Source organism: Pseudomonas sp. CFBP 8772 (assembly GCF_014841665.1).
Lineage (GTDB): Bacteria > Pseudomonadota > Gammaproteobacteria > Pseudomonadales > Pseudomonadaceae > Aquipseudomonas > Aquipseudomonas graminis_B.
Genome location: NZ_JACYUI010000003.1, coordinates 157,616 through 183,627 on the forward strand (window position 1 = coordinate 157,616; position 26,012 = coordinate 183,627).

Consider the following 26,012-nt stretch of genomic DNA (forward strand, 5'->3'; position numbering starts at 1 on the left):
CGAGGGGCCCCGTTGCCCTGCTGCAAGTCTGTCGATTTCGTAAGTTCCAGTCACTCTGGTTCGGTCTTCAGGTTGGCCTTCGGGCTCCTGCCACTGTGAGGCAGGCATACCACCGAATCGCGTACTGGCTCTATCCCACCCACGTGACCTTTGGTAGGGGTCACCACTAGGAGAGGAGGCGCCATGCCAACTATTACTCTTCCCGACGGCAGTCAACGTTCTTTCGATCACCCGGTATCCGTTGCCGAGGTCGCAGCCTCCATTGGCGCAGGCCTGGCCAAAGCCACCGTGGCCGGCAAGGTCAATGGTCAACTGGTTGATGCCAGCGACATCATCGATACCGATGCGAGCCTGCAAATCATCACCCCCAAAGATCAGGAAGGCCTGGAGATCATTCGTCACTCCTGCGCGCATTTGGTGGGCCATGCCGTCAAGCAGCTCTATCCGACTGCCAGGATGGTCATCGGCCCGGTCATCGATGATGGCTTCTATTACGACATTGCCTACGAGCGTCCTTTCACCCCGGACGACATGGCGGCGATCGAGCAGCGCATGCAGCAGCTCATCGAAAAGGATTACGACGTCATCAAGAAGGTCACGCCGCGCGCGGAAGTGATCGAGGTGTTCACGTCCCGCGGCGAAGACTACAAGCTGCGTCTGGTCGAAGACATGCCCAACGAGCAGGCGATGGGCCTGTATTACCACGAAGAATACGTCGACATGTGCCGCGGTCCGCACGTGCCGAACACGCGTTTTCTGAAGTCATTCAAGTTGACCAAATTGTCCGGCGCCTACTGGCGCGGCGATGCCAAGAACGAGCAGTTGCAGCGCGTTTATGGCACGGCGTGGGCCGACAAGAAGCAGCTGGCTGCTTACATTCAGCGCATCGAAGAAGCCGAAAAACGCGATCATCGCAAGATCGGCAAGCGCCTGGGTCTGTTCCATACCCAGGAAGAAGCGCCGGGCATGGTCTTCTGGCACCCGAACGGCTGGACGCTCTACCAGGTTCTCGAACAGTACATGCGCAAGACCCAGCGCGAGAACGGCTACCTCGAGATCAAGACGCCTCAGGTTGTCGACCGCTCGCTGTGGGAGAAGTCCGGCCACTGGGCCAACTACGCCGAGAACATGTTCACCACCGAGTCGGAAAACCGCGACTACGCCATCAAGCCGATGAACTGCCCGTGCCACGTACAGGTATTCAATCAGGGCCTGAAAAGCTACCGCGAGTTGCCGCTGCGTCTGGCCGAATTCGGCGCTTGCCACCGCAACGAGCCCTCGGGCGCGCTGCACGGCATCATGCGCGTGCGGGCGTTCACTCAGGACGACGCGCACATCTTCTGCACCGAAGAGCAGATGCAGGCTGAATCCGCCGCGTTCATCAAGCTGACCATGGCCGTTTACGCCGATTTCGGTTTCAAAGACATCGAAATGAAGCTCTCGACCCGTCCGGAGAAGCGTGTCGGTTCCGATGAATTGTGGGATCGCGCCGAGTCCGCACTGGCTGCAGCCCTTGACAGCGCTGGTCTGCCGTACGATCTGCAGCCGGGCGAGGGCGCGTTCTACGGTCCGAAGATTGAATTTTCTCTCAAGGATTGCTTGGGTCGCGTCTGGCAATGCGGTACTCTGCAGCTCGATTTCAACCTGCCGATCCGTCTGGGCGCCGAATTCGTGTCGGAAGACAACGGTCGCAAGCACCCGGTCATGTTGCACCGCGCAATCCTTGGCTCCTTCGAGCGCTTCATCGGAATCCTGATCGAGCATTACGAAGGCGCTTTCCCGGCGTGGCTTGCTCCAACTCAAGCAGTGATCATGAATATCACTGATAAACAGGCTGATTTTGCCCTTGAGGTGGAAAAAACATTGGCGCAAAGCGGATTCCGTGCCAAGTCCGACTTGAGAAATGAAAAGATCGGCTTTAAAATCCGCGAGCATACGTTGCTCAAAATTCCGTATCTCCTGGTGATTGGGGATCGGGAGGTTGAAACACAAACTGTCGCTGTGCGTACACGTGAAGGCGCAGACCTTGGCTCGATGCCGGTCGCCCAGTTCTCGGAGTTCCTTGCACAAGCGGTTTCCCGGCGTGGTCGCCAAGATTCGGAGTAATTATTATTAAGCGTGAAATGAGACAAGATAAACGAGCTGCACCGAAAGCCCCGATCAACGAGAATATCTCGGCACGTGAGGTTCGTTTAATTGGGGCTGAGGGTGAGCAGCTTGGGATTGTGTCAATTGAAGACGCGCTTCTTAAGGCTGAAGAGGCCAAACTGGATCTGGTGGAAATTTCCGCCGATGCAGTACCCCCTGTTTGCAAACTGATGGACTACGGCAAATCGATCTTCGAGAAGAAGAAACAGGTTGCTGCCGCCAAGAAGAATCAGAAGCAGATCCAGGTTAAAGAAATCAAGTTTCGTCCAGGGACGGAGGAAGGGGATTACCAGGTAAAACTACGCAACCTGGTACGTTTCCTGAGTGACGGGGACAGGGCCAAGATTTCCTTGAGATTTCGCGGTCGTGAGATGGCCCACCAGGAGCTGGGGATGGAGCTGTTGAAGCGGGTTGAAGCTGACCTGCTCGAATACGGCTCGGTCGAACAGCATCCTAAGATGGAAGGACGCCAGCTGATCATGGTCATCGCCCCGAAAAAGAAGAAATAACCACCAGGGCACGGCAGGCCTTGCGGTTATGTTTATCAACTGAATGCGGAGTATCCGAACATGCCAAAGATGAAGACTAAAAGTGGTGCAGCTAAACGGTTTTTGAAGACCGCGAATGGCATCAAGCACAAGCACGCTTTCAAGAGCCACATCCTGACCAAAATGTCGACAAAGCGTAAGCGTCAATTGCGTGGAAGCAGCTTGCTGCATCCGTCCGACGTGGCAAAAGTCAAGCGCATGCTGCGCCTTTGCTAATTTTGATCAAGAACAGAGGAATTAACTCATGGCTCGTGTAAAGCGTGGCGTCATTGCCCGTAAGCGTCACAAAAAAATTCTGAAACTTGCTAAAGGCTACTACGGCGCGCGTTCACGCGTATTCCGTGTTGCCAAGCAAGCGGTAATCAAGGCTGGCCAATACGCCTACCGTGACCGTCGTCAGAAAAAACGTCAGTTCCGCGCTCTGTGGATCGCTCGTATCAACGCTGGTGCGCGTATCAACGGTCTGTCCTACAGCCGTTTCATCGCTGGCCTGAAAAAAGCGTCGATCGAGATCGACCGCAAGGTTCTGGCTGATCTGGCAGTGAACGAAAAAGCGGCGTTTGCTGCGATTGTCGAGAAAGCTAAAGCCACTTTGGCCTAAGTCCCCGGCAATCACCGGACCCCGTTCGGGGTTCGGTGTTAAACGTCATAAATAGGGGAAGAGCCTTGTAAGCTCTTCCCCTATTTTGTATCTGGAGTCTGTACATGGAAAACCTGGACGCGCTGGTCTCTCAAGCACTTGAGGCCGTGCAAAGCGCTGAAGATATCAATGCCCTGGAGCAAATCCGGGTTCTGTACCTTGGCAAGAAGGGCGAATTGACTCAGGTGATGAAGACCCTGGGGAATCTGCCTGCTGATGAGCGTCCAAAAGTCGGCGCGCTGATCAACGAAGCCAAAGAGCGTGTCACAGAGGTTCTCAATGCGCGCAAGGCGTCGTTCGAGGAGGCTGATCTTGCGGCCAAGCTCGCGGCCGAATCCATTGACGTGACCCTGCCTGGCCGTGGCCAGACCACTGGCGGTCTGCATCCGGTTACCCGCACTCTGGAACGAATCGAGCAGTTCTTCACCCACATTGGCTACGGCATTGCCGAAGGCCCTGAGGTCGAAGACGATTATCACAACTTCGAAGCGCTCAACATCCCAGGCCATCACCCGGCCCGGTCGATGCACGACACCTTCTATTTCAATGCGAACATGCTGCTGCGCACCCATACCTCGCCGGTTCAGGTCCGCACCATGGAATCGCAGAAGCCTCCGATCCGCATCGTCTGCCCCGGCCGTGTGTATCGCAGTGACTCCGATATCACCCATTCCCCGATGTTCCATCAGGTCGAAGGCCTGCTGGTCGACCGCGATATCAACTTCGCCGACCTGAAAGGCACCATCGAGGAATTCCTGCGCGTGTTCTTTGAAAAAGAGCTGGCAGTGCGTTTCCGTCCCTCGTATTTCCCGTTCACCGAGCCTTCGGCTGAAGTCGACATGGAATGCGTGATGTGCAGCGGCAAAGGCTGCCGCGTCTGCAAACAGACCGGCTGGCTTGAAGTCATGGGCTGCGGCATGGTCCACCCGAACGTGCTGCGCATGTCGGGCATCGATCCGGAAGAATTCCAGGGCTTCGCCTTTGGCATGGGCGTAGAGCGTCTGGCGATGCTGCGTTATGGCGTCAACGACTTGCGCCTGTTCTTCGACAACGACTTGCGGTTCCTCGCGCAATTTCGCTAGGTCGCCCGTAACGAATTCTTTAGGAGAGCAGGATGAAATTCAGTGAACAATGGCTGCGCGGCTGGGTTAGCCCGCAAGTATCCCGCGACGAGCTGGTTGCTCGTCTGTCCATGGCCGGCCTTGAAGTAGACAGCGTCACCCCGGCAGCGGGCGTTTTCAGCGGTGTTGTGGTGGGCGAGGTGCTGAGTACCGAGCAGCACCCGGACGCGGACAAGCTGCGCGTTTGCCAGGTGAGCAATGGTGCCGAGACTTTTCAGGTTGTGTGTGGCGCGCCAAACGTGCGCCCCGGTCTGAAGATCCCGTTTGCCATGATCGGCGCCGCATTGCCGGGCGACTTCAAAATCAAGAAAGCCAAGCTGCGGGGTGTCGAGTCCAACGGCATGTTGTGCTCACAAGCCGAGTTGCAGGTGGGCGAGGGCAATGACGGCCTCATGGAGCTGCCGGCCGATGCGCCGGTGGGCCAGGATGTGCGCGTTTATCTGGAGCTGGACGACGCGAGCATCGAAGTCGATCTGACGCCCAACCGTGGCGACTGCCTGTCGGTCGCGGGTCTGGCCCGTGAAGTGGGTGCGCTCTACGACGCAGTCGTCACGCGTCCGCAGGTTGCAGTGGTTCCCGCCGTGCACGATGAATTGCGTCCGGTGGACGTGATCGCGTCTGCGGCATGCCCACGTTACCTGGGCCGTGTGATTCGTAATGTCGACCTGTCACGGCCTACGCCGTTGTGGATGGTTGAGCGCCTGCGTCGCTCGGATGTCCGCAGCATCGACGCAGTAGTCGACATCACCAACTATGTGATGCTTGAGCTGGGCCAGCCACTGCATGCGTTCGACCTTGCCGAAATCAATGGCGGCATTCGCGTGCGCATGGCGGAGGAGGGCGAGAAGCTCGTGCTTCTGGATGGTCAGGAAGTCAGCCTGCGCGCTGATACCCTGGTCATTGCCGACCACCAGCGTGCCCTGGCTATCGCCGGTGTCATGGGTGGCGAGCACAGCGGCGTGTCGGCGACGACCCGCGATATCTTCCTTGAAAGCGCCTTTTTCGATCAGATTGCCGTTGCCGGCAAGGCGCGTTCGTATGGTCTGCACACCGACGCGTCCCATCGCTATGAACGCGGCGTTGACTGGCAACTGGCCCGCGAAGCCATGGAGCGTGCCACTGGCCTGCTCCTGGAAATCACCGGTGGTGAAGCCGGTCCGGCCATCGAGACCGTCAGTGACCAGCACTTGCCTTCGGTTGAGCCGATCATTCTGCGTGCCGAGCGTATCGAGCAGATGCTGGGCATGAAGATGGACGCCGCGGAAATCGAGCGGCTGCTGACCGCGCTCGGTCTCACCGTCGCGCCTCACGCCAGCGAGCAATGGCGCGTCGAAGTGCCAAGTCATCGCTTTGATATCACCCTCGAAGTCGATCTGATCGAGGAACTGGCTCGCCTTCACGGTTACAACCGTTTGCCGGTTCGTTACCCGCAGGCCCGTCTGGCCCCGCAACCGCGTGCCGAAGCCCAGAGTGATCTGCCGGCCTTGCGTCGTCTGTTGGTAGCTCGCGGTTATCAGGAAGCAATCACCTACAGCTTCATCGATCAGAAATGGTTCGAGCTGTTCACCCCGGGCGTTGAGCCGCTGTTGCTGGCCAATCCGATCTCGGCTGACATGTCGGCGATGCGTTCGTCCCTGTGGCCGGGTCTGGTGAAGTCGCTGCAACATAACCTCAATCGCCAGCAGGATCGCGTGCGTCTGTTCGAGAGCGGCCTGCGATTCGTCGGTCAACTGGAAGGCCTGAAGCAAGAGCCCATGCTGGCCGGGGTGATCTGTGGCAGCCGTCTTCCGGAAGGCTGGGCGCAGGGCCGCGATGTCGTCGACTTCTTCGACGTCAAGGCTGACGTCGAGGCAGTACTGGGCTTCGCCGGTGCGCAGGATGATTTCCGTTTCGTACCCGGAAGCCATCCCGCGTTGCACCCGGGTCAGACCGCGCGTATCGAGCGTGACGGGCGAGAAGTCGGCTACATCGGCGCGCTGCACCCGGAACTGTCGAAGACCCTGGGGCTTGATCGTCCGGTGTTCGTTTTCGAACTGGTGCTGGCTGAGGTTGCCGTTGGCCGCCTGCCAAAATTCCACGAGCTTTCACGCTTCCCGGAAGTGCGTCGCGACCTGGCGCTGCTGGCCGCCCGCGAAGTTTCGGCGACCGCCGTGCTGGACGTTATTCGTGAAAATGCAGGGGAATGGCTCACAGACCTCAGGCTGTTTGATGTTTACCAGGGTAAAGGCATTGATCCGCTTAGAAAAAGCCTTGCAGTCGGCTTGACCTGGCAACATCCATCGCGCACTCTTACCGACGATGAGGTAAACGCTTCGACGCAGCAAATTCTCACCTCGCTAGAGGCAAGGTTAAACGCCACGTTAAGGATGTAGCGTATGGGGGCTCTGACGAAAGCTGAGATGGCCGAACGTCTGTACGAAGAGCTAGGCCTGAACAAACGAGAAGCCAAGGAACTGGTCGAGCTGTTCTTTGAGGAAATCAGGCACGCTCTGGAAGATAACGAGCAGGTCAAGTTGTCCGGATTCGGCAATTTTGATCTGCGCGATAAACGCCAGCGACCGGGCCGGAACCCCAAGACAGGGGAAGAAATCCCGATTACCGCTCGCCGTGTGGTCACCTTTCGCCCAGGGCAGAAACTGAAGGCCCGAGTTGAGGCTTATGCTGGAACCAAGTCATAACGACGAGCTACCGCCTATCCCCGGCAAACGCTACTTCACCATTGGTGAAGTCAGCGAGCTCTGCGCGGTCAAACCGCACGTTCTGCGTTATTGGGAGCAGGAGTTTCCTCAACTCAACCCGGTCAAGCGCCGCGGAAACCGCCGGTATTATCAGCGACAGGACGTGCTGATGATCCGCCAGATCCGCGCGTTGCTTTACGATCAGGGCTTCACCATTGGCGGCGCGCGTTTGCGCATGTCCAGCGATGAGGTCAAGGATGATTCGCTGCAGTACAAGCAGCTGATCAAGCAGATGATTGTGGAGCTGGAAGATGTCTTGGTCGTGCTGCGTTAGCAATTTCGCGCGGTGAGCCGAAATACTTCCATCATTCAAAAGCTTAGGGTATATTCCTCGACGCTTTCGCAAGAACCCGCAACACAGAAGCAGCAGTGAGTAACGCCTAGTCGGGGCGTAGCGCAGTCCGGTAGCGCACTAGCATGGGGTGCTAGGGGTCGAGTGTTCGAATCACTCCGTCCCGACCATATTTTGTAAAGGGAATCAGCCACTTACCGGTTTGATTCCCTTTTTCATTTCTGGCTTGCGCAAAACCCGCGCAAAACTGGCGCAAAACTATCCGGCGATTTCGCTGATATCGAGGTCCGGAATGGCCTCAGACCAGATCACCTCGGCGTGCTCCTTCTGGTAGTTTTTGGTCATCTCCTCGCTGGCGTGCCCGGCGATCTTCTGCCCATCTTTCCCGGCTTTCTTGTACAGGTGCAGTGACAATGCCCTGACTTCGTGGAAGCCTGGCATCTCCTCTTCCTTCCACCCCTTGTAACAATCCGCCGCCTCCCTGGCGTCCTTAAATGCGCGCGTCAGGTAACGCTCCTCAACCTTGGTCCAGTGCTCTTTGGTCTCAGCCTGCTTTTGCCTCTTCCGATCAGGTCTGCGATGAATCAGGAATGGGGAAACGACGTTGTCACGGCAATGGCTGATCACGCGCTGCAGCTCGGGCGTTACCCTGAACCTGATCCACGCCGCGTCACTGGCCTTTGAAGTCTTTTGCTGCACCACGTAGAGATAGCTGTCCTTCACATCTCCGCACTTCATCGCGAGGTTACCTTGGTCGCCGGATCAGTGTTGGCGGACAACTACAAAGCAACAGGCTCGGGCCAGAGCGTTATAACCACCCGCTCGTACAAAGAACCAGCCGCGCTTGGCGAGGCTCAATGCATTGAGTTGGCTGGCTCCATGGTCGCCGTCGGCGGTTACATTTATCCGCCGCCGGCGGCGAACGTGACGCTGTCGAATCTTCCGGCAGCTGAAGTGATCGAGATGGTTTCAGCGCCGGAAATTATCGGCAACAGTAGGGGCATCTCCGGTTGGGAGGCTGCGCTGATATCACCAAGTCGGTGGCGGGTACGCCTACCACTATCTATTACCGCTCGATGAACAAGTACCTGTAGCCATTCACTCTGCCAGCGAACTGGAAAGGTGTGCTGGAAACGCTGAGACGGTCGTCACCTCGCGCATGGGGCTGTCATCTGGCCGCTGGGATCGCTCAGGACTCAAGGGTCAAGATGGTGCAGTCCGGCATCCGAACGGTGTGACCGCGCCTCTGGTCAGAGGCAGTTGCATCGCTGCTGACCTCCTAATCAGCGGCAAGGTGTCGGACTCATCAGCTTATGACGCAGCCAGAACAGCGGCACTGGCGTGCGAGCAAGCCACGACTCTTTACTTGACGGGCACTGATGTGGAGGGTTCCAACAGCAGAAGGGTGCCGACATCGTTTTGAGCGCTCACGGGATACTTCGAGATGAGCTTGTCGTCATCCAACTTCAGCAATGTCTGCGAAGAGGAGCCAACGCCCAGGTAGATGCACTCCAGTGGTTTGCTGAGGGCGCCAGCCATGAGCCCATCAAGGTCACTCTGCAGGAGAGTTTCGATCAGTCCTGGACCGGCCAAAGGCGACGCTGTTTTCAATTCCGCGTGATAGATCGCTTGGCGCTGGGCCAGTATCAGGCAGTCGCGACCGTTGGATGTGGCACGAAGGAACGCTAGCTCACTTGCGATTAACGGGTCTCGATCCTCATCGAAGTCTACGACATTGGTGACGCCGGTCACGACAAGGTTTCGCGCTGAATAGGTCATCGTAATAGTGCCCAGACTCACGAAGAAAACGAAAGGCAATGCCAGTAGGCCTGAAATTGAAGATGTTGAACGCTTGCGTATCGAGCGAAGTATGAGGTCGGTCAGAATGGCACCAACAACCAAGGCAGGCCACAGCACCATCATCAGGCAATAAATATGAGATCGGCCTTGGTAATACGTAAATAACCCAAGACCCATCAGCGCCGCGCAAAACAGCACATCATAAACGTGGCTCTTAACGTGACGACGCCATGCTGATACGGCTGCCACTGCCGCCGCGGCGTACGCTACCAAAACGAGCTGCCAAGGATGAGGCGTGAGCGGCATGGGCAGCATCATAAACCCTGACCCGTAAAATAGTTTCTGGTACGACATGGCTTCTTGAATCCCGAGCGGCCCACCCGCTTTTAGTCTCAGGATCGCCACCAGTAGGCCGAAAGTAAGGATGGCAAAACACGCGAACGCGAGTGCTGGCCCCAATAGTCGCCACTTAAGCGGTTGAATAAAAAACGGCTTCACCAGCAGCGTGGCGCCGATAGCAATCAGCACCGGAATGCCGGAATCAAAATTCCAAAACACGGCGACCCCTGATGTGACTCCCAACGCCGCCAGCTTTGTGCGCGTCGGCTTCAGGCAATAGCTGGAGAAAAGGAATAACGCTAGGGAAGGGCAAATGAAGCGAATCGGGTAGTACTGGACGTATATCTCTTGCTTGATGTCGTTAAGGTACAAAAACAGACCAGTCGATATCAAAAGGCACAGGAATGTCATGGCCCGAAGTAGGGGATTGCGAACGTGAAGATGTAGCACGGCGGCAAGGCACGAAAGAGCGATCACCTGTAGGGCAATGAACAGCGTGCTGACGGTGAAAACGCTGATGTCTATGAGTTTGAAGATCGGCGCAATTAGCTCCGGAAATAAACCATATTGAGAAGGTAGGTCGTGTAGAAGGGTCTTCCCTGCGACAACTTGGGTGAGCGCATAGGTGGCAGCGTCGTAGCTGACCGACCATTGGCTTGCGAGCGTCACCATTCGGTCTGACGCGAGCCGGTAAGGAACCACTTGAAAGATTATCGCAGCGGCGATGGCCGCCCCGATGGTCCATCCCATGTGAGAACGGCGTGCTGCATTGCCTTTGAGGCTGATTAACAACGCAGCGGCTGTAAGTAGCGCCGCGAGTAATAACATAATCAACCTGTCGGCGTTCACCAAGCTGGCAGGGAAGAACATTACTCCCGCGAAATCGGAAGTGACAAAAGGCGCTACCAATAGAACGCAAGCTGCCGTGGCCAGTATGGTGTGGCCGAAAAGGCCTGGGTCGAATCCACGGAACGCCTTCCCAGTGATGACCAAGGCGATGGGGGCAAGCGCGGCTAAGAGGATAAACACTGATCTCTCAACGGGCTCAGGATTTAGCTGCGAGGGTGTTGGAAGACGTACTTCCGCAAACACGGGTATCTCGGCATTCATCCCTGTATGCAAGTAGTTGAAGAGATAGCTCAGCGCCAAGGCCGCAAGCACCAGACATGCGATGAAGAAGATCAGCCCGAGGGCCTGGGCGCGGATAACGTCATGTCTTGGCTGCGAGGCAGCATCATTTGTCATTGTTGAAATCGGCCTGATCGAGAGTTGGGTGAAGAAAAGGCTGCGATTCAATCACAGCCAGCGTTGAGCGCGCTATCGACGCAGCCCATTTCGCCGAGCGATCTCATATCGCTAAACCCTCATCCCGGGATCAGCAGGCTCCATCAAAATAATCACGCGCACGGTCGCCATTGGCTAGCAACAAGCGGTGATGCGTAGAGCATTGATCGGTAATTGAACGTCGGCAGAACGCGAGATACCTGGGACTGTAGTTGGTAGCCTGCATCGCGCAGGACTCGCATGTGAAGATGGCGCAATCCGGCAGCAGCAAGCTCAGACCTACGGTTCTCGGCGTCCTTGAATGCCGTTAGTAACAGCCCGGCTGGTTTGAAGGTGTTGCGTTGCAGGGGATCGTCCCTGCTCTGTGAATGCCTCGATAATCGCCCTGGGAGAAGTGATTGCATCCGGCAAGCATCGACATCGCAATCACCAAAAACGCTACTCGCCTTAGATCCATCGCCGTTCCCTCTGTCAATTTGATGCGCATTGTAACCGATGCGAGATACGCCAGCATCGTGCCGCGTTCATCCGTCGGCAGCCATGCTATGTAGTATCGACCAGCAGACCAGTGCTCCTTTTGGCTGTACGCATATACAGCATCAACAATCGAAGCATGTTCTGATCACTCCACGCCGCCAGATGGGCGTTGCCTTCCCGAGAGATCAGCTCAGCAAGATCCCTCCGCTTAAAGGCGACGTGCAGATCGTGGAATCTCAGTGCCCTGCGCCTGGTCGCATTACCCCAAGACGCATTCATCTTGAACAGCGTCAGCCACGCGCGGGATGCTCTGCCCCGGCTGCTGGATGCCAACGTCACGAGCATGGGTACGCAAGGCCCGATGATCTCGACACGAGTCGTCATCGCAATGTTGTAGCGTTTGATCGGCCAGAGGTCGTAGCCATTGATGACCAACTGTTTGGGCGCAAGCGTCTTGAGGTATGGTCTATCGCGCCAATGGCCCTCGGGAGCCGTCGACTCGCCGCCAAACGAAGCCGCGATAGTGCAAACCTTGAGGGGCGGAGCGCCCCCTGCGAGTTGGCGAAATCTGTCCCGAATACCACCGGTATCGTTGCTCAGTATTCGAGGCTGACGCTCAGTATTTCGTATGGAGGTGCTGTGCGTCATCTCGCTTCATGGCGCTGATGCGACCGAGCGTCCAGAAGGAAATTCCGAAGAAGAGCAGCGAAATCAGTACGCCGCCGCTCATGATGTAAAAACCCGGCCGAAAGCTACGGACGTTGGCTGCGACGGCGCTGTAGTCCGGAAACCAACGCGAATAGATCAGGGTGACGTCCTCGTCCACTCCGCAGTTTTCCCTCTCGCCGCATCCAGTCTCCAGGTATTGCCCTTCGTGAGGTCGGTTATCTTGGTCCGCGTAACGGTAGTGGACGATGTCAGCAAGTCGGTTTCTCGGGATTTCCTCCAGCTGCGTCACCGTGCCGGTCACTTGGGCCCCATTCCACTGAAGGGCTGCATAGGTGAAACCTTCATGTCTCGCCATCGCGGCAAATGCTAATAAAACACAGCATGCGATAGTTAGCAGGACGACCCGGTTGTACAGATGGTCTATTTCTGCCTCACGTGGATTAAACATCCAATGTTCCATGGCTTACGGGGGAATGTGTACCTATCGGCGAGGTACACAAGAACTTTATGGTCATGGCCAGCCAGGGCCAGGCCGCTTCTCTTCTGCTTCATGGCCCGCGCAGTCCACCTGAACCGCCAGCAAGTTGGAAACTGGGGCCAGCCCGTTGCCCCGACTGCTTGCAATGGTTCAGAGGGCGATGTACCCCATACAGAGAGTTGGCACTTAACGGACACCCCCTTTTCGATGCGCGGACGGGCAGGGGGGATCGCACCTTATATGAGCAGTAAGAGAAATATAGCATTAGGCCATCTATGGGCGATTTAAGTGTGTACAATGCGCGGCGCTCAGTTCCAGCTCTGGCTGAGCATTATTTATATAGGGAATTCAGATGTACGCTCTTCGCAACTTGTCAGCCGCCGCTTTGTTAGTTTTGACTGCTGGCTGCGCCTCCGGTTTGGATCGCACACAAGAAGCTGAACTGGCTGGCTATCGTGCCAACCATCTTGACGTTCAAGAAAAAAGTCCAGGCTTGGCCGCAGGGCTGGGCCTCCTGCCTGGCGGTGGATCGTTCTACGGGCGCGCCTACGGCTACGGTGTTGTCAACCTGTTGCTGTGCCATTGTCCATTATCTGGGATCCTGTCAGTGGCTATGACGCAGCTGAGTCCATCAACTATCAGGCATCAAAAGCTCACGTAGCCAGCTTGAAGCGCCGGGACATGGATCGTCTTGACGCCAAGCTTTCAGCTAACGAGATTGATCTGAAAACCTACACCCTGGAAAAGCGAAAAGTCGACAATCTGTACTAATCATCCTGAACAGGGGGAGAGTCTGCTGTGATGAGCTGAACTTCAGGCTCGGTACTCATCGTGGACGAAATTGCCTTATCCTTTCCCAGCGGCAGGCTATTTGTTCTGCCGAGCTGGGTATAGCCTCCCCGATGAAAGCGCCGAGGCTTGTCGAAACGATATTGCAGTAAAACCTCGACGAGCTCGTCGACATGAGTTGCATGAGCCGGTTGAATGCATTCATCTTGCTGTGAATGAAGGCACCCCGTGTGCCTTCAATAACATCCTGGCTGATTCGGCGGTGTGCCGTTGCAAGGAATGGTTCCGGCTCTGTGTATGCCCCGATAATCGCCCTGGCTAAAGTGGTTACACCCCGACAGCGTAGCGACTGCAATGACCAGTAAAGCCAGCATCCCAGATTTCATCGTGTTCTCCCTATACGTGTAAGTTTGACTTGCATCTGCAACCCCTGATTCCTCACATTTCCCACTTCCGTCACACTTCGAACCCAGCGAATTGTTCCGCCGGCGTGCCGCACATCGCCATACCCTCAACACGAGCCGCCGGCGCAACGTCGTAAGCTTGATCAGCCAAAACTCGTGTCCATTAACGACCAACTGCTCTGGCGCAAGCTCCTCGGGGTAGTGATCCATCATCTCGTCGATCGAGTAGCGTCCGCGCCTGCGGTCACCCGTCGAAATTCCCTGCGCAGAACATTGACCTCCGGCGGGCTAAAACGTTAACTGTATATACATACAGTTTCTCACGGCAAGGCTTGCATCATGAGCGTCACTATTCTCGGCCCACTCTCGGCCTGCGGCGAAAAGCTGCGTTTCAACGCGTATCACGTACCGGCCGAGCGGGTGATCTGGGCCGTGGCGAAATACAGCGTTCGCGATCATGACCAAGCCTGAGCCCGTCTTTGCGCTGATCGACTGCAACAGCTTTTATGCCAGTTGCGAGCGTGTCTTTCGGCCTGACCTCGCCAAAACGCCCATCGTGGTGCTATCGAATAACGACGGCTGCGTGATTGCCCGAAGCTATGACGCAAAGCCCTTCGTGAAAATGGGTGCGCCTTACTTTCAGATCAAGGACCAGTTGCGCCGAGACGGTGTGATCGCGTTCAGCAGCAATTACGCGCTGTATGGCGACATGAGCGAGCGGGTCATGAGCATCATCGAATCGATGGTCCCCGCGCTGGAGGTGTACAGCATCGACGAGGCCTTCGCTGACCTGTCTGGCATCCCCGGCGACCTGACGGCGTTCGGCAGGCAGATTCGGGCGACGATCTACAAGCGTACCGGCATTCCGGTGGGCGTGGGCATAGCCCGCACCAAAACACTGGCAAAGCTCGCCAATCACACGGCAAAACGCTTGCTGGCGAAGACCGGCGGGGTGGTCGATATCTGCGATCCGTTCAACCGTGACTGGACGTTGCGTAACACGGACGTCGGCGAGGTGTGGGGCGTGGGCAAGCGTATGAAGGCCCATCTTGACGTCATGGGAATCAAGACCGCGATGGATCTGGCGAAGGCCGATCTCTGGACGCTGCGGCAGAAATTCAGCGTTGTGTTCGAGAAGACTGCGCGCGAGTTGTCCGGCACTCCATGCCTGGAGTTGGGGGAGGCCGATCCGCCGAAGCAGGAGATCTGCTGCAGCCGAATGTTTGGCAGCCGTTTGACAACGATTGAGCCCATCAGAGAAGCCGTCGCCACCTACACCCAGCGCGCTGCGGAAAAGCTCCGGGCACAGAACTCGCTGTGCAAGAGAATCCGGGTCAGCATTCGTACGGGGATGTTCAATCCTGAGGAGGCCAAATACGCCAACGGGGCCATGGTCGAATTGCCGTATCCCACCAACGACGTGCGCTTGATGACGAAAGCGGCAACGGAAGCGGTCAACCGGCTATTCCGGGCAGGCTTCAAATACAGCAAGGCCGAAGTCCTTTTGATGGATCTGCGCAAGCCCGGCGAATTTACCGACGACCTGTTTGCCCATTCGCAGCCCGTGGAAGCCGAGAAGGTGATGAACGTGCTGGACGAGATCAATGCCAAGTGGGGGCGGGGAACGTTACGCGCGGCAAGTGTGCCATCTGCCCATGAGTGGGCCATGCGGCGGGATCTGATGAGTCAGAGCTTCACGACGAAAATCGGCCAGCTGTGGATCGTGAGGTGCAATTAGGATCTACGCGGCCGAAGTCTGTCGCAACCGCAGACTTGCGTTGAATATATGGATATCCGTATATTCGGTTACTTGCATACGACAGTGTCCACGATGATCACTCCACCCGACGTATTTAAAAGCCTGGCCGATGAGACACGCGCCCGCGCCACCCTCCTGATCGCCAGCCAAGGCGAACTCTGCGTGTGCGAACTCATGTTCGCTCTTGAAGACAGCCAGCCGAAGATCAGCCGGCACCTTGCCCAGCTGCGCAGCAGCGGAGTATTGCTGGATCGCCGCCAAGGGCAGTGGGTTTATTACCGCCTGAATCCGCACCTTCCCGCGTGGGTGAGAGAGATGTTGCTGATAACACTGAATGCCAACACCGAGTGGCTGCGCCACAGCGCGCACCGCTTGCTGAGCATGGAGGGGCGGCCCATTCGGGATGTTTCCTGTTGCTGATGATTCGCCGTTCACCCTCGGTGCCTGGGCAGGACGCCCGCATCATTTCATCGCAGAAGTGGGAGGAAAAAATCCATGCGAGTACTCTTCATGTGCACGGCTAATAGCTGCCGTAGCATCCTTTCGGAAGCCATGTTCAATCACCTTGCGCCGCCAGGCTTTGAGGCAGTCAGTTCCGGAAGCTTTCCGAAAGGGCAGGTGTTGCCGCGCAGCCTCACCACGCTTCAGCAAGCCGGTATCGCCACAGACGGCTTGAGCAGCAAGGGCAACGAAGCCTTCGAGGGCAACCTCCCAGATATCGTCATTACCGTCTGTGACAAAGCGGCGAACGAGAGCTGCCCGGTGTATTTTGGCCCGGCGCTCAAGTCCCACTGGGGCCTGGAAGATCCATCCGACGTGAAGGGGGATGACGCGACAGTTGAGGCGGCTTTCCGCGCAACGCTCGCCCGGATCGAGGAACGCTGCAGAGCGTTTATCACGCTTCCTTTCAGCACCCTCAGTCGCGATGAGCTCAAGCGCGAGCTTGATCGTATCGGCGGTCTTTGACAGGAGGACATATGCAAGAGCAAGTCCCCAACCTCGACCGCTCACTCTTCGACGGCATGCAGGCCGCGTCCCGCCTGAGTGACGACAAACCACGCATCCTCCTGCTTTACGGGTCGACCCGGGAGCGCTCGTTCAGCCGTCTGTTGACGGAGGAAGCTGCTCGTCTGCTGGAGTATCTCGGTGCAGAGACGCGTTTGTTTAATCCCTCTGGATTGCCTCTGCCGGATGACGCTACGGTGGATCATCCCAAGGTCGAGGAACTGCGCGAACTGGTGCTGTGGTCTGAGGGCCAGGTCTGGTGTTCACCCGAGCGGCACGGTGCGATGTCGGCTGTGTTCAAGGCTCAGATCGACTGGATTCCACTCGAACTCGGAGCCGTTCGCCCCACGCAGGGTAAAACCCTGGCGGTCATGCAGGTGTGTGGCGGCTCACAGTCCTTCAATGTCGTTAATCAGCTGCGCGTACTGGGGCGCTGGATGCGGATGGTCACCATCCCCAATCAGTCCTCGGTGCCGAAGGCCTACATGGAGTTCGACGAGGCCGGCCGGATGAAGCCTTCCGCGTATTACGACCGTGTCGTTGACGTGATGGAAGAGCTGGTCAAGTTCACCGTCCTTTTGCGTGACCGCCAGGTTGAGCTGGTGGACCGCTATTCTGAACGCAAGGAAACGGCGGAACAGCTCATGGCTCGCGTGAATCAGCGCTCGATTTGAGGTCCTGATGACGATTGAAACTGAAATTGAAATCCGAACGGCGCGACTGGAAGATGCGGCATCGATCCAGGCTATCTATGCACCGGTGGTAGCCGGGACTGCGATCTCGTTCGAAGATACGCCGCCCGGCGTCGAAGAGATGCAGCTGCGCATGGCCGCAACGTTGCAAACCTACCCCTATCTGGTTGCGGTTCGGGATGGCCGCGTGGTCGGGTACGCCTATGCCAGCCAGCACAGGGCCCGCGCAGCTTATCGTTGGGCGGTCGATGTTACGGTCTACATCGGCGAGCGCGAACGTAGAACCGGCGTGGGCCTTGCGCTGTATGAAGCGTTGCTGCCGATTCTGGCCCGCCAGGGCTTCCGTTCCGCCTATGCCGGTATATCTCAGCCTAATCCCGGCAGCGTTGCGCTGCATGAACTGCTCGGTTTCCGGCACATCGGCACTTACCCGAATGTCGGTTATAAACTCGGTCGATGGCACGACGTTGGCTATTGGCACCGTGAGCTGAGCACGAGCCCATCCCCGCCAGGCGAAATCAGCCCGTACCCGGAACTGAAGATCTGCTTGTCCGCTATGGGTCGCACTTGGATCGATAGGTAAATTCGAACTCAATCATCAGTTTTAACGATGATCCTTTTGATTAACTTTTCAACTAAGGAGTCGATAACAGAGCATTACGAAAAAATCAAAGGTTAAAGGCGATGAAATCCAACTGGTTGGATAATTTGAAAGTAGGCAAGAAGCTCGGCTTGGGCTTCGGTGCCATTCTGCTGGGCGTTCTGGTGGTGACCGGGATTGGTTATGGCAGCGCGGACCTGCTGATCAAGCGACTGGAGAAAGCAGCCAGGGTCGCTGAAGTGAAAGCCGATATGCTCGACGTCAAAGTGGCGTCGCAAGCTTATGCCGCCAGCCCCAGTGCCAGCGCTGCAGAGGCTTATAGCGCAGCCCTTGCGGCATTGAACGGCACCATCGATAAAACCTTGCAGATCCTGACCGTCCCCAAAAACGTGGAGATGCTCAAGGCGATCGATAATCAGGCAGCAGACCTCAAGAAAACCTTCGATCAGTTGGTCAGCAACAACCAGAAGATCGATGAGGCGATGAAGCCGTTGATCAAGGTTTCCGATGAAGTGAGCGCGACCTTCGAGAGCCTGCTGCAGAAGACGCTGGACGATGCTTCGAACTCGCCAGACCAGGCCGGTATCGACCATGTGAAAGTTGCAGGCGACCTGCGCAATGGTATGACCAACTTCCGCCTGGTATTCCGTCGTTACTTGAGCATTCCTACCGCAGACAATCGCCAGGCCACTTTCGCGACAGCCGACGCGCTGCTTAGCCAGGTGGCTGCGGCCCGAAGCCAGCTCCCCGCGCAGTCAAATGCAGCAGTCGATACCTCGCTTGTTGCGCTTCGCCAGTACAAAGAGAACATGGCGACCATCTCGCAGATGCTGCAACAAAATGACCAGATACGCGACGCGTTACAAAAGCTGACAACCGACACCCTTAAGAGGGTCGATGACTTGATGGCCTCCCAGGTGGTTGCAGCAAACAATGAAAAGAGCAATGCGATCATCCAGTTGTTCAGTGTCGCGTTAGTGGTGCTGTTACTGGGTGTTCTCGCCGCGGCACTGATCACTCGCCAGATCACTCGTCCACTGAACGACAGCGTCATCGCTGCCCGTCGCATCGCCGATGGCGACCTGACCTACGACATTGGCACAGACCGTAAGGACGAACTGGGCCTGCTGCAAAACACCATGCAGCACATGACGTCTTCCTTGCGTGAACTGATTGGCGGTATCGGAAAGGGTGTTACCCAGATCGCAACCGCTGCCGAAGAATTGTCGGCCGCGACCGAACAGACCAGCGCTGGCGTCACTCAGCAGAAACTGGAAGTGGATCAGGTGGCAACGGCCATGAATGAAATGGCTTCAACCGTGCAGGAGGTTGCGCAAAACACCGAGGACGCTTCGCGTGCAGCCCGGCAAGCCACCGAGCGCGCGGTCCATGGCAGCACCGTCGTGCAGCATGCAACGAGGGAAATCAGTCAGCTGTCTGGAGAAGTCGGGCAGTTGGGCGTGGCGATGCAGCGCTTGACCCATGACAGCGACAAGATCGGCAGTGTCATCGATGTGATCAAAGCCGTTGCCGAGCAGACCAATCTGCTCGCACTCAACGCCGCCATCGAAGCGGCACGTGCCGGCGAACAGGGTCGCGGTTTTGCGGTGGTGGCCGACGAGGTCCGGTCACTGGCCCAGCGCACCCAAAGCTCGACCACTGAAATCGAAGCGCTGATCCAGGCCCTCCAGCACGGCACCGTGGAGGCGTCGAGCTTGATGGACGCCAGCATGCGGCGGACAGAGGGCACCGTCGAGCTGGCGCGTCAGGCCGAGCAAGCGCTCGTAGAGATTACGCATTCCATTGGCACGATTGAGCAGATGAGCCAGCAAATCTCGGCCGCGGCTGAGGAGCAGAGCGCGGTGACCGACGAAATCAATCGCAGCGTCATCAGTGTGCGTGACGTCGCCGACCAGTCCGCCACCGCGACGGAGCAGAGCGCTGCCTCGACATTGGAACTGGCACGCCTGGGCAACACCCTGCAGAACATGGTGGCTCGCTTCAAGGTCTGACACCACCGGTGTCGGCTGTACAAAAGAAACCGCTTCGGCGGTTTTTTTGTGCGCAGTATTCAGTGCATCGTTCAGTGTTCACGCGCCATTCATCTTCCACCGGGCACTAATCCTTCCTGATGCACCTCTGTCCTGTAAGCGCAGATTTCCTGCGACTCGTACTGGAGGTCATCATGGGTATCGAAGACAACGGGCCGGATAACGCGTATCAGGGTCCTGCCGAGCCGGGCAGCGAAGAAGAGATTTATCCCGACACCCACGCGGATACCGAGTCAGCCCGGCAGGGTGAAGGCGCGGCAAGCGAAGCCCGAAACAAGGGGCTGGATGACATGGAGATTCCTGACAATCCTCCCGTCGATGAAGACGAAGCGTCCTCTTCGGGCAACCGCTAAACCTGCCCGGTTTCATCAGACCCCACCATTGTGTGGGGTTTTTCTTACAGCTCGAACGGTCTGTTACACAAAATAGCCACTCGTCGGAACGCGCGCACTATCAAGGGGTTGGGCACTCCATTCATTAATCAAAAAATAAGGTGCCCCGGATGAGACCTCAGATCCACGACATTCCCAACGCACTCGACCTGATCAGCGAGCTGGATCAGGCGACCGAGCAGATGATGTCTATCCCCGTCGAGCACATCGGCGGCGTGCAATGGGAAGAGGCTTTCGTCCGGCAGCAGAGCGCCTTTAGAAAATGGCGCGATTATTTGTACTGCAAAGCCGATGAGCGCCCGGCGGTTCGGCTGTTGAACATCGCCTGATCTGCATCTGCGAAGACCTGATCTGCAAACAGTACCGCCCGCATCAGACTCAGCATGGGCGCGCACCTCTGCACGCTGCGCTAACGACGCCCCGCAATTCGTTCCACCGCGGCCAGCACCCTGGGCCGCTGCGTCTGCCACTCACGTTTGGTGATACCCAGCAGCACCGCGCCGATCCGCTTGCCATCGCGCACGATGTGCTCCCGCCTTACTCCCTCAACCACGAAGCCGAATTTCTGATGCATCTTGATCACCGCCGGGTTGATCTCGAGCACTTCGCAGTTGAGTTTCTCCAGCCCTGCGGCACCGAACGCGTGATCGAGCAACCATAACTCCACCTGACTGCCAAGGCCTTTGCCCTGCAGCGTGGTGTCGAGGTAGAAGGCCCACTCTGCCGTGCCGTGGGTACGGTTGATGGCACTCAGCGACACAACCCCCACCGGTGCGGCTTCAAGCACAACGACAAAGACCTGCTGCCGGGAGCTTGAGCGCAGTGCCTCAAGCCAGTTCAGGTGCTCGGCTTCGCTGATTTCATGGTCCGTGTACATGAACTTGCGCACGTCGGGCTGATTGCGCAGTTGCCGCACACGGGCTTGCTGCTCGACGGGCAGCTCAAGGATCGGCACTACTTTCATGGATTCCCTTTTGAACGCGTCATACGGCTGTTGAGTCCCTGTCCGGTCTGCGCGGCCAGCGGTGCTTGATCACGTGCCGCGCCGCATGGAGGGGTTTTTTCAAACTGGCTGGAACGAATCGATTGGCGTTTCAGTCAACCTTTCTCACACCCAGGAGGCAAAATATTATGGCAAGCGATATCACTGAAAAACTGCGTGACGATCTTTATCAGAAAACCCGTTCCGAGCTGAACACTTTTCTCGACGAGACCAATGCCTTGCTGGCGGCAGGGGATGCCTTGAATGAGGACCGCACTACTCAGGCCCGTGAGCGGCTGAAGGATTTTCTGGCCCGCGGTACCAGTGCGGTCACCGAGATCGAAATGGACGCCCAACCTGCGCTGACCCGTGCGGTGGGTAACGCGAAATCCTACGTCACCACCCATCCGTGGGCGGCCGTCGGTGTTGCAGCGGGCCTGGGCCTGGTGGCCAGCCTGTTGCTCAAACGCAACAGGGATTGAGGGGGGCATCGTGGTTCGCCGTCGATTTCCGGTGGATCCGTTAAGTCCGACCAGCGGCCGGCTTGCGTTCGCCGGCGCGTGCACGCCCGTCATTTACCCTCGTTATCGGCTGGTACTGTTCATGGCGGGTACCGTAGCTGACGATGGATTCGGCACCGCTCTGGCGCCGGCCAATGTCTTGCGAAAGCATAAATGGGGGATACGCATGAATGTCGACGAAGAAACTGTTCGTCAGTTGGCCCAGTTGATCTGGGAGACCGAAGGCAAGCCTGAAGGGCAGGAGTCCCGTCACTGGGAAATGGCCACACGCCTGGCGGAGTCCGCTGCCATGGCGCCGGTCCGCACTTCAAGCAAGCACAAGGTCGATACGTTGTTCCCGTCGCCCGATGAGGCTGACCCCAACGCGTGACAGGTCGAGAGCTCGCCCAGGCGCAGTGCCGGGGCGAAGCTCGGATCGACCTCGTATCGAACAGCTACCCGCTTCAGACCGACCCTGAGGCTTGCCGTGCAAAACGGCGATCCGCCTGCCGCGCATCCATCAGCGCCCAATACCACATGCCCAGACCGCCCAGCGTCAATGCCGCTGCGGCATAGCCCGTGGCCGGCAGACCGTAGCCCGCCGCAATGACCACGCCGCCCACCAACGGGCCGATGGCGTTGGCGACGTTGAACGCGCTTTGCACCAGCGCACCCGCCAGGGATTGCGCATGGGGCGCAACGTCCATCAGGCGTGTCTGCAGGATCGCCGCCAGGCCGACGCCGCAACCGATGAAAAACACCAGCGGAATGAGCAGCCAGAGGTTTTCGGTCGCCGACGGGTACAACGCCAGCACCAGCGCAGTGAAGCCCAGCGAGACGCCAGCGGCGAGCATCGTGGCGCGGTCGGCGGCCCAGCCACAAACCAGGTTGCCCACCGTCGTGCCCAGACCGAACACCGCCATCACCACCGGAATCATGAAAGCCGAAGCGTGGGTGACCTCGATCAGCGTGGCCGCCAGATAGGTGTACACGCAGAAGATCCCGCCGAAGCCGATGCCGGCGATGCCCAGTGTCAGCCACACCTGCCGCGAGCGCAGTGCGTTAAGTTCGCGCAAAGGGCTGGCGTCGGTATCCGCAGGGGAAGCGGGCGCAAGGCAGCGAATCAGCACCGCGGTGATCGCGGCGAGGCCGGCGACGATGGCCATGCCCCAGCGCCAGCCGATGGTCTGGCCGATCCAGGTGGCGAACGGCACGCCGATGATGGTGGCGATGGTCAGCCCCATGAAAACGCGGGAGACCGCTTGAGCACGGCGATTCTTCGGCACCAAGGACGCGGCCAGCAGCATCGCCACGCCAAAGTAGGCGCCATGGGGGAAACCGCTGAGAAAGCGGAAAAACACCAGCCATGGCAGCGACGGCGCGACGGCGCTCAACGCGTTGGCGATTCCGATGAAAGCGGCGAGGGCCACCAGCAAGGCCCGGCGGGGCAGTCTGACGCCCAGGACCATGATCACTGGCGAGCCGATGACCACGCCCAGGGCGTAAGCACTGATGGCATGCCCGGCCAGCGGCTGGGTGACCTGAAAGTCACCGGCAATGAACGGCAGCAGGGTCATTGAGGCGAATTCGGTCGTGCCGATGGCGAAGGCGCCCATGGCGAGGGCGAACAGCAGCCAGCCCATGTTGAAATCATGCGGGGTGTGGGAGGTATTCATGGGAGATCGAGAAGGGTTTCCGGGAAGAAGCATGCTGTGATACTTGAAACCGATTTCAGTTCAACCCGGGAATGACTCAACCCTGAAGTGACGCCGGCTGACGCGGGTGGCGCATAGTCGGCGGTTCAGTTCGATCAGTCTTTGGGTTTGGTGTCGGGCAGGGCGGCGCCCTTGGGCCACAGCATCCAGATCTGGCCTTGCTGTTTCATGTTGCCGGCCAGTTCGCCCGCCGCATCACCGGTACCCCAGAACATGTCGGCGCGGACTTCGCCGGCAATGGCGCCGCCGGTGTCCTGCGCCGCGACCGGGCGTACCAGCGGCGTGCCGTCGGGGCGGGTCGAGGACAGCCACAACAGGCTGCCGAGGGGGATCACCTTGCGATCGATCGCCACGCTGTAGCCGGCGGTCAGCGGCACATTCAGCGAACCGCGCGGGCCTTCGGTGCTGTCCGGGCGCAGGGTGAAGAACACGTAGCTCGGGTTGCTGCCCAGCAGTTCATTGACGCGTTCGGGGTGCGCAATCGCCCAGTCGCGGATGCGGCCCATGGACACTTCGTCCTTGGTCAACTGGCCTTGCTCCACCAGCCAGCGGCCAATCGGCTTGTACGGGTAGCCGTTCTGATCGGCGTAGGCGATGCGCAGCTGGCGGCCGCTTTCCAGCTGAACCCGACCCGATCCCTGGATCTGCAGGAACTGCAGGTCGATGGGGTTTTCCAGCCAGGCCAGCACGGGGGCACTGGCGCCTTTGGTGCCAATGGTGGCGGCGTCGTCGTAGGGACGCAGCACTCGTCCATCCAGGCGCCCGCGCAGGCGCTTGCCCTTGAGCTCGGGATAGATACTGTCGAGATTGACGATGATCAGGTCATCGGGCACGCCATACACCGCCACCGGGTGCGCGTCATTGCGCTGCTCGCTGCCTTTATAGATCGGCTCGTAATAGCCGGTGATCAGCCCGTTGGCGCCGTGCTCGGAGGAGCGCAGGCTGTAGACCTGCAGCTGATTCTTGAGAAAGTCGCGCACGGCGGCCGGGTTTTGCGGCACTTGGGCGGCGAGGGCGCACGTGCCACCCCAGACCGGGTCCTTGGCCAGGCGTTTGCACGCCGAAAACCAACTGTTGTAACCCGCCATCAGGTCGGTGTCGTTCACCGCCGGCAGTTTGTCCCACTCGACGCTGACGTAGGTCGTCGCTTCGGAGGGCTTGGTCTTCGGCGCGCCGCCGTCGCAGGCAGCGAGCAGGGCGATCAGTGGGGCGAGGCAGAATACGAAACGGCGCCAGTGCAGGCTTGTGGTCATCACGCGGGGTGTTTCCTGAAAATCATGCGAAGGCGGCTAGCTTGGTGAAAGCGAAGGGCTGCGTCAAATGGATGAGGGAATCATTTGCATGAAAGCTCACATGGCGGCCCAATCGCCCTGGACGCGCTGCGAATTTGCCGCCGATATTGCACTTTTTCGCCGTGGGCCGTTCTGACCATGGCCAGGACGCGGCGATAGACGCGGCGTCTCGTTCGTTAAAGCTTGGGATTGATGCTCGCCGTGTTTTCTGTTTTATCCGTTTGCCGACGCCTGCGCCCGCTGTTTGCCCTGTGCATGCTTGGGCTCGGTTCTGCCGGGTGTACGCGCCAGGACGGCCAGGATGTCGCCACGCAGTTCAGCGAGACGCGGCCCCAGGAGTTCTTCCAGACCAGCGTAGACCGCATGGCGACGCTGGCGATGGCCGACAACCTCGACAGCCTTTACCTGCTGATGAACAAACTCTACCTGCGCAACCCTGGGGAGTGGCGCAAGTCCGGCTTCGTCGATGCCGCGGCGGCCGAACGCAACGTGCGGCAGGCCATCGAGCAGAAGAAGCCGTTGCCGCAGTTGGGCACGCGACGTGACCTGGCAGCGCTGAGCTACGCCCTGAGCCCTGAATTCCTTGGCGATCGCGTCGGCGCATTCATTTATGCCATCGGCAGCATGCTGGTCACGGCCCACGGCGGGCGCCTCGAATTCTTCATGACCGACCAGATCAACCCGACGTTCGTCAACAATGCTGCGCGCAATATCGAAAAGGCCACCTGGCTGCTGAGCCAGCGGCAGAACGCCAATGGCGAGCTGCTGTTGTTCTCCAACGAGATTTCGGAGGAGGGCAGCAACCTCAGTTTCGCCACCGAGTTCGGCAAGATTGTGGCGCGCCTGGACCTGCTCACCCAGATGCTCGACGAGCGATATAGACGCATCGGTTTGAATTACGCCCAGAGCCTGCTGTTCCTGAATTTCCTTCCGGTGCAATGACGCCCCGCTGTGCCGGAAAAAACCTTTGCGCTATCCCTCATCCTTGTCGGCTTGCGGTCGATAGCTCCTCAGGAGTCCGCAAAAAACAACTATAAAATTCATGGCATGGGGTCGACGATGTTCAAAACAGTGCAGGCGCGCTATACGGTCATATTTGTGACCTTGATTGTGGTCATCGCAGTGATCACCGAGCAGGGCATCGTACATTTCGTCACGCCCAAGGTGCGAGAGACCCAGGAAAAAGTGGTGCTGAGCCAGGTGGACCAGATCGGCACGCGAATCCTGTCGGACCTGGCGCGCGTAGAGGCTCAGTCCCGGGCGATCACCCAGGCGGTTCCGCTGCTGGACAGTGAT

General features: G+C 58.2%; 26 protein-coding genes, 1 tRNA gene and 4 pseudogenes. 24 read left to right on the forward strand and 7 right to left on the reverse strand.

Annotated features, from left to right (window positions below; genetic code table 11):
- The first annotated feature begins 183 nt into the window (after positions 1-183).
- The 9 genes from thrS (at position 184) to IFT99_RS07690 (ending at position 7,657) form a co-directional block, all read left to right on the forward strand.
- The gene (gene thrS / locus IFT99_RS07650; RefSeq protein ID WP_192131284.1) at positions 184-2,106 is read left to right on the forward strand and encodes a threonine--tRNA ligase; all 1,923 of its coding nucleotides are present in this window, start codon (positions 184-186) and stop codon (positions 2,104-2,106) included.
- Positions 2,106-2,657, forward strand: coding sequence for a translation initiation factor IF-3 (infC, locus tag IFT99_RS07655; protein ID WP_172613086.1), 552 nt, complete (start codon positions 2,106-2,108; stop codon positions 2,655-2,657). The genes thrS and infC overlap by 1 nt, the downstream gene beginning before the upstream one ends.
- A 60-nt stretch (positions 2,658-2,717) precedes the next feature.
- Positions 2,718-2,912, forward strand: coding sequence for a 50S ribosomal protein L35 (gene rpmI, locus IFT99_RS07660; RefSeq protein ID WP_003442181.1), 195 nt, complete (start codon positions 2,718-2,720; stop codon positions 2,910-2,912).
- Between the two features lie 28 nt (positions 2,913-2,940).
- Entirely contained in the window at positions 2,941-3,297 is a 357-nt protein-coding gene (gene rplT / locus IFT99_RS07665) for a 50S ribosomal protein L20 (protein ID WP_007905879.1), read from the forward strand.
- A 104-nt stretch (positions 3,298-3,401) separates the two neighbouring features.
- Positions 3,402-4,418 carry a phenylalanine--tRNA ligase subunit alpha gene (gene pheS, locus IFT99_RS07670; RefSeq protein ID WP_065991532.1) on the forward strand — a complete coding sequence of 339 codons (1,017 nt, stop codon included), beginning with the start codon at positions 3,402-3,404 and terminating at the stop codon, positions 4,416-4,418.
- A 32-nt stretch (positions 4,419-4,450) separates the two neighbouring features.
- Positions 4,451-6,829 carry a phenylalanine--tRNA ligase subunit beta gene (gene pheT, locus IFT99_RS07675; RefSeq protein ID WP_192131286.1) on the forward strand — a complete coding sequence of 793 codons (2,379 nt, stop codon included), beginning with the start codon at positions 4,451-4,453 and terminating at the stop codon, positions 6,827-6,829.
- 3 nt (positions 6,830-6,832) lie between these two features.
- Complete coding sequence (ihfA, locus tag IFT99_RS07680; RefSeq protein WP_002553164.1) at positions 6,833-7,135, forward strand: integration host factor subunit alpha; 303 nt, start codon at positions 6,833-6,835, stop codon at positions 7,133-7,135.
- Positions 7,116-7,469 (forward strand): MerR family transcriptional regulator, encoded by a 354-nt coding sequence (locus IFT99_RS07685; RefSeq protein ID WP_065991534.1) that lies wholly within the window; start codon positions 7,116-7,118, stop codon positions 7,467-7,469. Before ihfA ends, IFT99_RS07685 begins: the two co-directional genes overlap by 20 nt.
- A gap of 111 nt (positions 7,470-7,580) precedes the next feature.
- Positions 7,581-7,657, forward strand: a tRNA-Pro gene (locus tag IFT99_RS07690).
- 88 nt (positions 7,658-7,745) lie between these two features.
- Here the strand turns inward: IFT99_RS07690 and IFT99_RS07695 are convergent.
- A pseudogene (locus IFT99_RS07695) lies at positions 7,746-8,231 on the reverse strand (tyrosine-type recombinase/integrase); the annotation flags it as partial.
- Here IFT99_RS07695 and IFT99_RS26270 point away from each other — a divergent pair.
- Positions 8,232-8,725 (forward strand): annotated as a pseudogene (locus tag IFT99_RS26270) (SGNH/GDSL hydrolase family protein); the annotation flags it as partial.
- Positions 8,726-8,849: 124 nt separating this feature from the next.
- Here IFT99_RS26270 and IFT99_RS07705 read toward each other — a convergent pair.
- From IFT99_RS07705 to IFT99_RS07715, 3 genes are all read right to left on the reverse strand, one after another.
- Positions 8,850-10,922, reverse strand: coding sequence for a hypothetical protein (locus tag IFT99_RS07705; RefSeq protein ID WP_192131290.1), 2,073 nt, complete (start codon positions 10,920-10,922; stop codon positions 8,850-8,852).
- Between the two features lie 531 nt (positions 10,923-11,453).
- Positions 11,454-12,035 (reverse strand): hypothetical protein, encoded by a 582-nt coding sequence (locus IFT99_RS07710; RefSeq protein ID WP_192132012.1) that lies wholly within the window; start codon positions 12,033-12,035, stop codon positions 11,454-11,456.
- Positions 12,004-12,504 carry a hypothetical protein gene (locus IFT99_RS07715; protein WP_192131292.1) on the reverse strand — a complete coding sequence of 167 codons (501 nt, stop codon included), beginning with the start codon at positions 12,502-12,504 and terminating at the stop codon, positions 12,004-12,006. The genes IFT99_RS07710 and IFT99_RS07715 overlap by 32 nt, the downstream gene beginning before the upstream one ends.
- 382 nt (positions 12,505-12,886) lie before the next feature.
- On the opposite strand from IFT99_RS07715, the pseudogene IFT99_RS07720 reads away from it, so the two are divergent.
- From IFT99_RS07720 to IFT99_RS07760, 11 genes and pseudogenes are all read left to right on the forward strand, one after another.
- A pseudogene (locus IFT99_RS07720) lies at positions 12,887-13,305 on the forward strand (hypothetical protein).
- Positions 13,306-14,066: 761 nt separating this feature from the next.
- Entirely contained in the window at positions 14,067-14,198 is a 132-nt protein-coding gene (locus tag IFT99_RS26455; RefSeq protein WP_274605115.1) for a hypothetical protein, read from the forward strand.
- Complete coding sequence (gene umuC / locus IFT99_RS07725) at positions 14,185-15,465, forward strand: translesion error-prone DNA polymerase V subunit UmuC (protein ID WP_192131294.1); 1,281 nt, start codon at positions 14,185-14,187, stop codon at positions 15,463-15,465. The genes IFT99_RS26455 and umuC overlap by 14 nt, the downstream gene beginning before the upstream one ends.
- 93 nt (positions 15,466-15,558) lie before the next feature.
- Complete coding sequence (locus IFT99_RS07730; protein ID WP_192131296.1) at positions 15,559-15,906, forward strand: metalloregulator ArsR/SmtB family transcription factor; 348 nt, start codon at positions 15,559-15,561, stop codon at positions 15,904-15,906.
- A 75-nt stretch (positions 15,907-15,981) separates the two neighbouring features.
- The gene (locus tag IFT99_RS07735; protein ID WP_192131299.1) at positions 15,982-16,452 is read left to right on the forward strand and encodes an arsenate reductase ArsC; all 471 of its coding nucleotides are present in this window, start codon (positions 15,982-15,984) and stop codon (positions 16,450-16,452) included.
- Between the two features lie 11 nt (positions 16,453-16,463).
- The gene (gene arsH, locus IFT99_RS07740) at positions 16,464-17,165 is read left to right on the forward strand and encodes an arsenical resistance protein ArsH (RefSeq protein WP_192131301.1); all 702 of its coding nucleotides are present in this window, start codon (positions 16,464-16,466) and stop codon (positions 17,163-17,165) included.
- Positions 17,166-17,172: 7 nt separating this feature from the next.
- Positions 17,173-17,766, forward strand: a complete 594-nt coding sequence (locus IFT99_RS07745) for an arsinothricin resistance N-acetyltransferase ArsN1 family B (RefSeq protein ID WP_192131303.1) — start codon at positions 17,173-17,175, stop codon at positions 17,764-17,766.
- A 101-nt stretch (positions 17,767-17,867) separates the two neighbouring features.
- Positions 17,868-18,941: pseudogene (locus tag IFT99_RS26695) on the forward strand (methyl-accepting chemotaxis protein); the annotation flags it as partial.
- A complete protein-coding gene (locus IFT99_RS26700; RefSeq protein WP_432213763.1) occupies positions 18,933-19,796 on the forward strand; it encodes a methyl-accepting chemotaxis protein in 864 nt (287 codons plus the stop codon). The pseudogene IFT99_RS26695 and the gene IFT99_RS26700, both read left to right, overlap by 9 nt.
- A 173-nt stretch (positions 19,797-19,969) precedes the next feature.
- Positions 19,970-20,188, forward strand: a complete 219-nt coding sequence (locus IFT99_RS07755) for a hypothetical protein (RefSeq protein ID WP_192131307.1) — start codon at positions 19,970-19,972, stop codon at positions 20,186-20,188.
- A gap of 149 nt (positions 20,189-20,337) precedes the next feature.
- Positions 20,338-20,556 carry a hypothetical protein gene (locus IFT99_RS07760; RefSeq protein WP_065991542.1) on the forward strand — a complete coding sequence of 73 codons (219 nt, stop codon included), beginning with the start codon at positions 20,338-20,340 and terminating at the stop codon, positions 20,554-20,556.
- An 80-nt stretch (positions 20,557-20,636) separates the two neighbouring features.
- On the opposite strand, the gene pseH is transcribed toward IFT99_RS07760, so the two are convergent.
- On the reverse strand, positions 20,637-21,191 hold the full coding sequence (gene pseH / locus IFT99_RS07765; RefSeq protein ID WP_192131309.1) for a UDP-4-amino-4,6-dideoxy-N-acetyl-beta-L-altrosamine N-acetyltransferase: 555 nt from the start codon (positions 21,189-21,191) through the stop codon (positions 20,637-20,639).
- Between the two features lie 167 nt (positions 21,192-21,358).
- Between pseH and IFT99_RS07770 the strand changes: the two genes are divergently transcribed.
- Both IFT99_RS07770 and IFT99_RS07775 read left to right on the forward strand, forming a co-directional pair.
- Positions 21,359-21,691, forward strand: coding sequence for a DUF883 family protein (locus IFT99_RS07770; protein WP_192131310.1), 333 nt, complete (start codon positions 21,359-21,361; stop codon positions 21,689-21,691).
- Between the two features lie 205 nt (positions 21,692-21,896).
- Positions 21,897-22,100 (forward strand): DUF2934 domain-containing protein, encoded by a 204-nt coding sequence (locus tag IFT99_RS07775; protein ID WP_065991738.1) that lies wholly within the window; start codon positions 21,897-21,899, stop codon positions 22,098-22,100.
- Between the two features lie 73 nt (positions 22,101-22,173).
- On the opposite strand, the gene IFT99_RS07780 is transcribed toward IFT99_RS07775, so the two are convergent.
- Both IFT99_RS07780 and mltA read right to left on the reverse strand, forming a co-directional pair.
- Positions 22,174-23,385, reverse strand: coding sequence for an MFS transporter (locus tag IFT99_RS07780; protein ID WP_192131312.1), 1,212 nt, complete (start codon positions 23,383-23,385; stop codon positions 22,174-22,176).
- A gap of 134 nt (positions 23,386-23,519) precedes the next feature.
- Complete coding sequence (mltA, locus tag IFT99_RS07785) at positions 23,520-24,677, reverse strand: murein transglycosylase A (protein WP_192131965.1); 1,158 nt, start codon at positions 24,675-24,677, stop codon at positions 23,520-23,522.
- A gap of 294 nt (positions 24,678-24,971) precedes the next feature.
- On the opposite strand from mltA, the gene IFT99_RS07790 reads away from it, so the two are divergent.
- Positions 24,972-25,658 (forward strand): hypothetical protein, encoded by a 687-nt coding sequence (locus IFT99_RS07790; protein ID WP_244656947.1) that lies wholly within the window; start codon positions 24,972-24,974, stop codon positions 25,656-25,658.
- Positions 25,659-26,012: the final 354 nt, after the last annotated feature.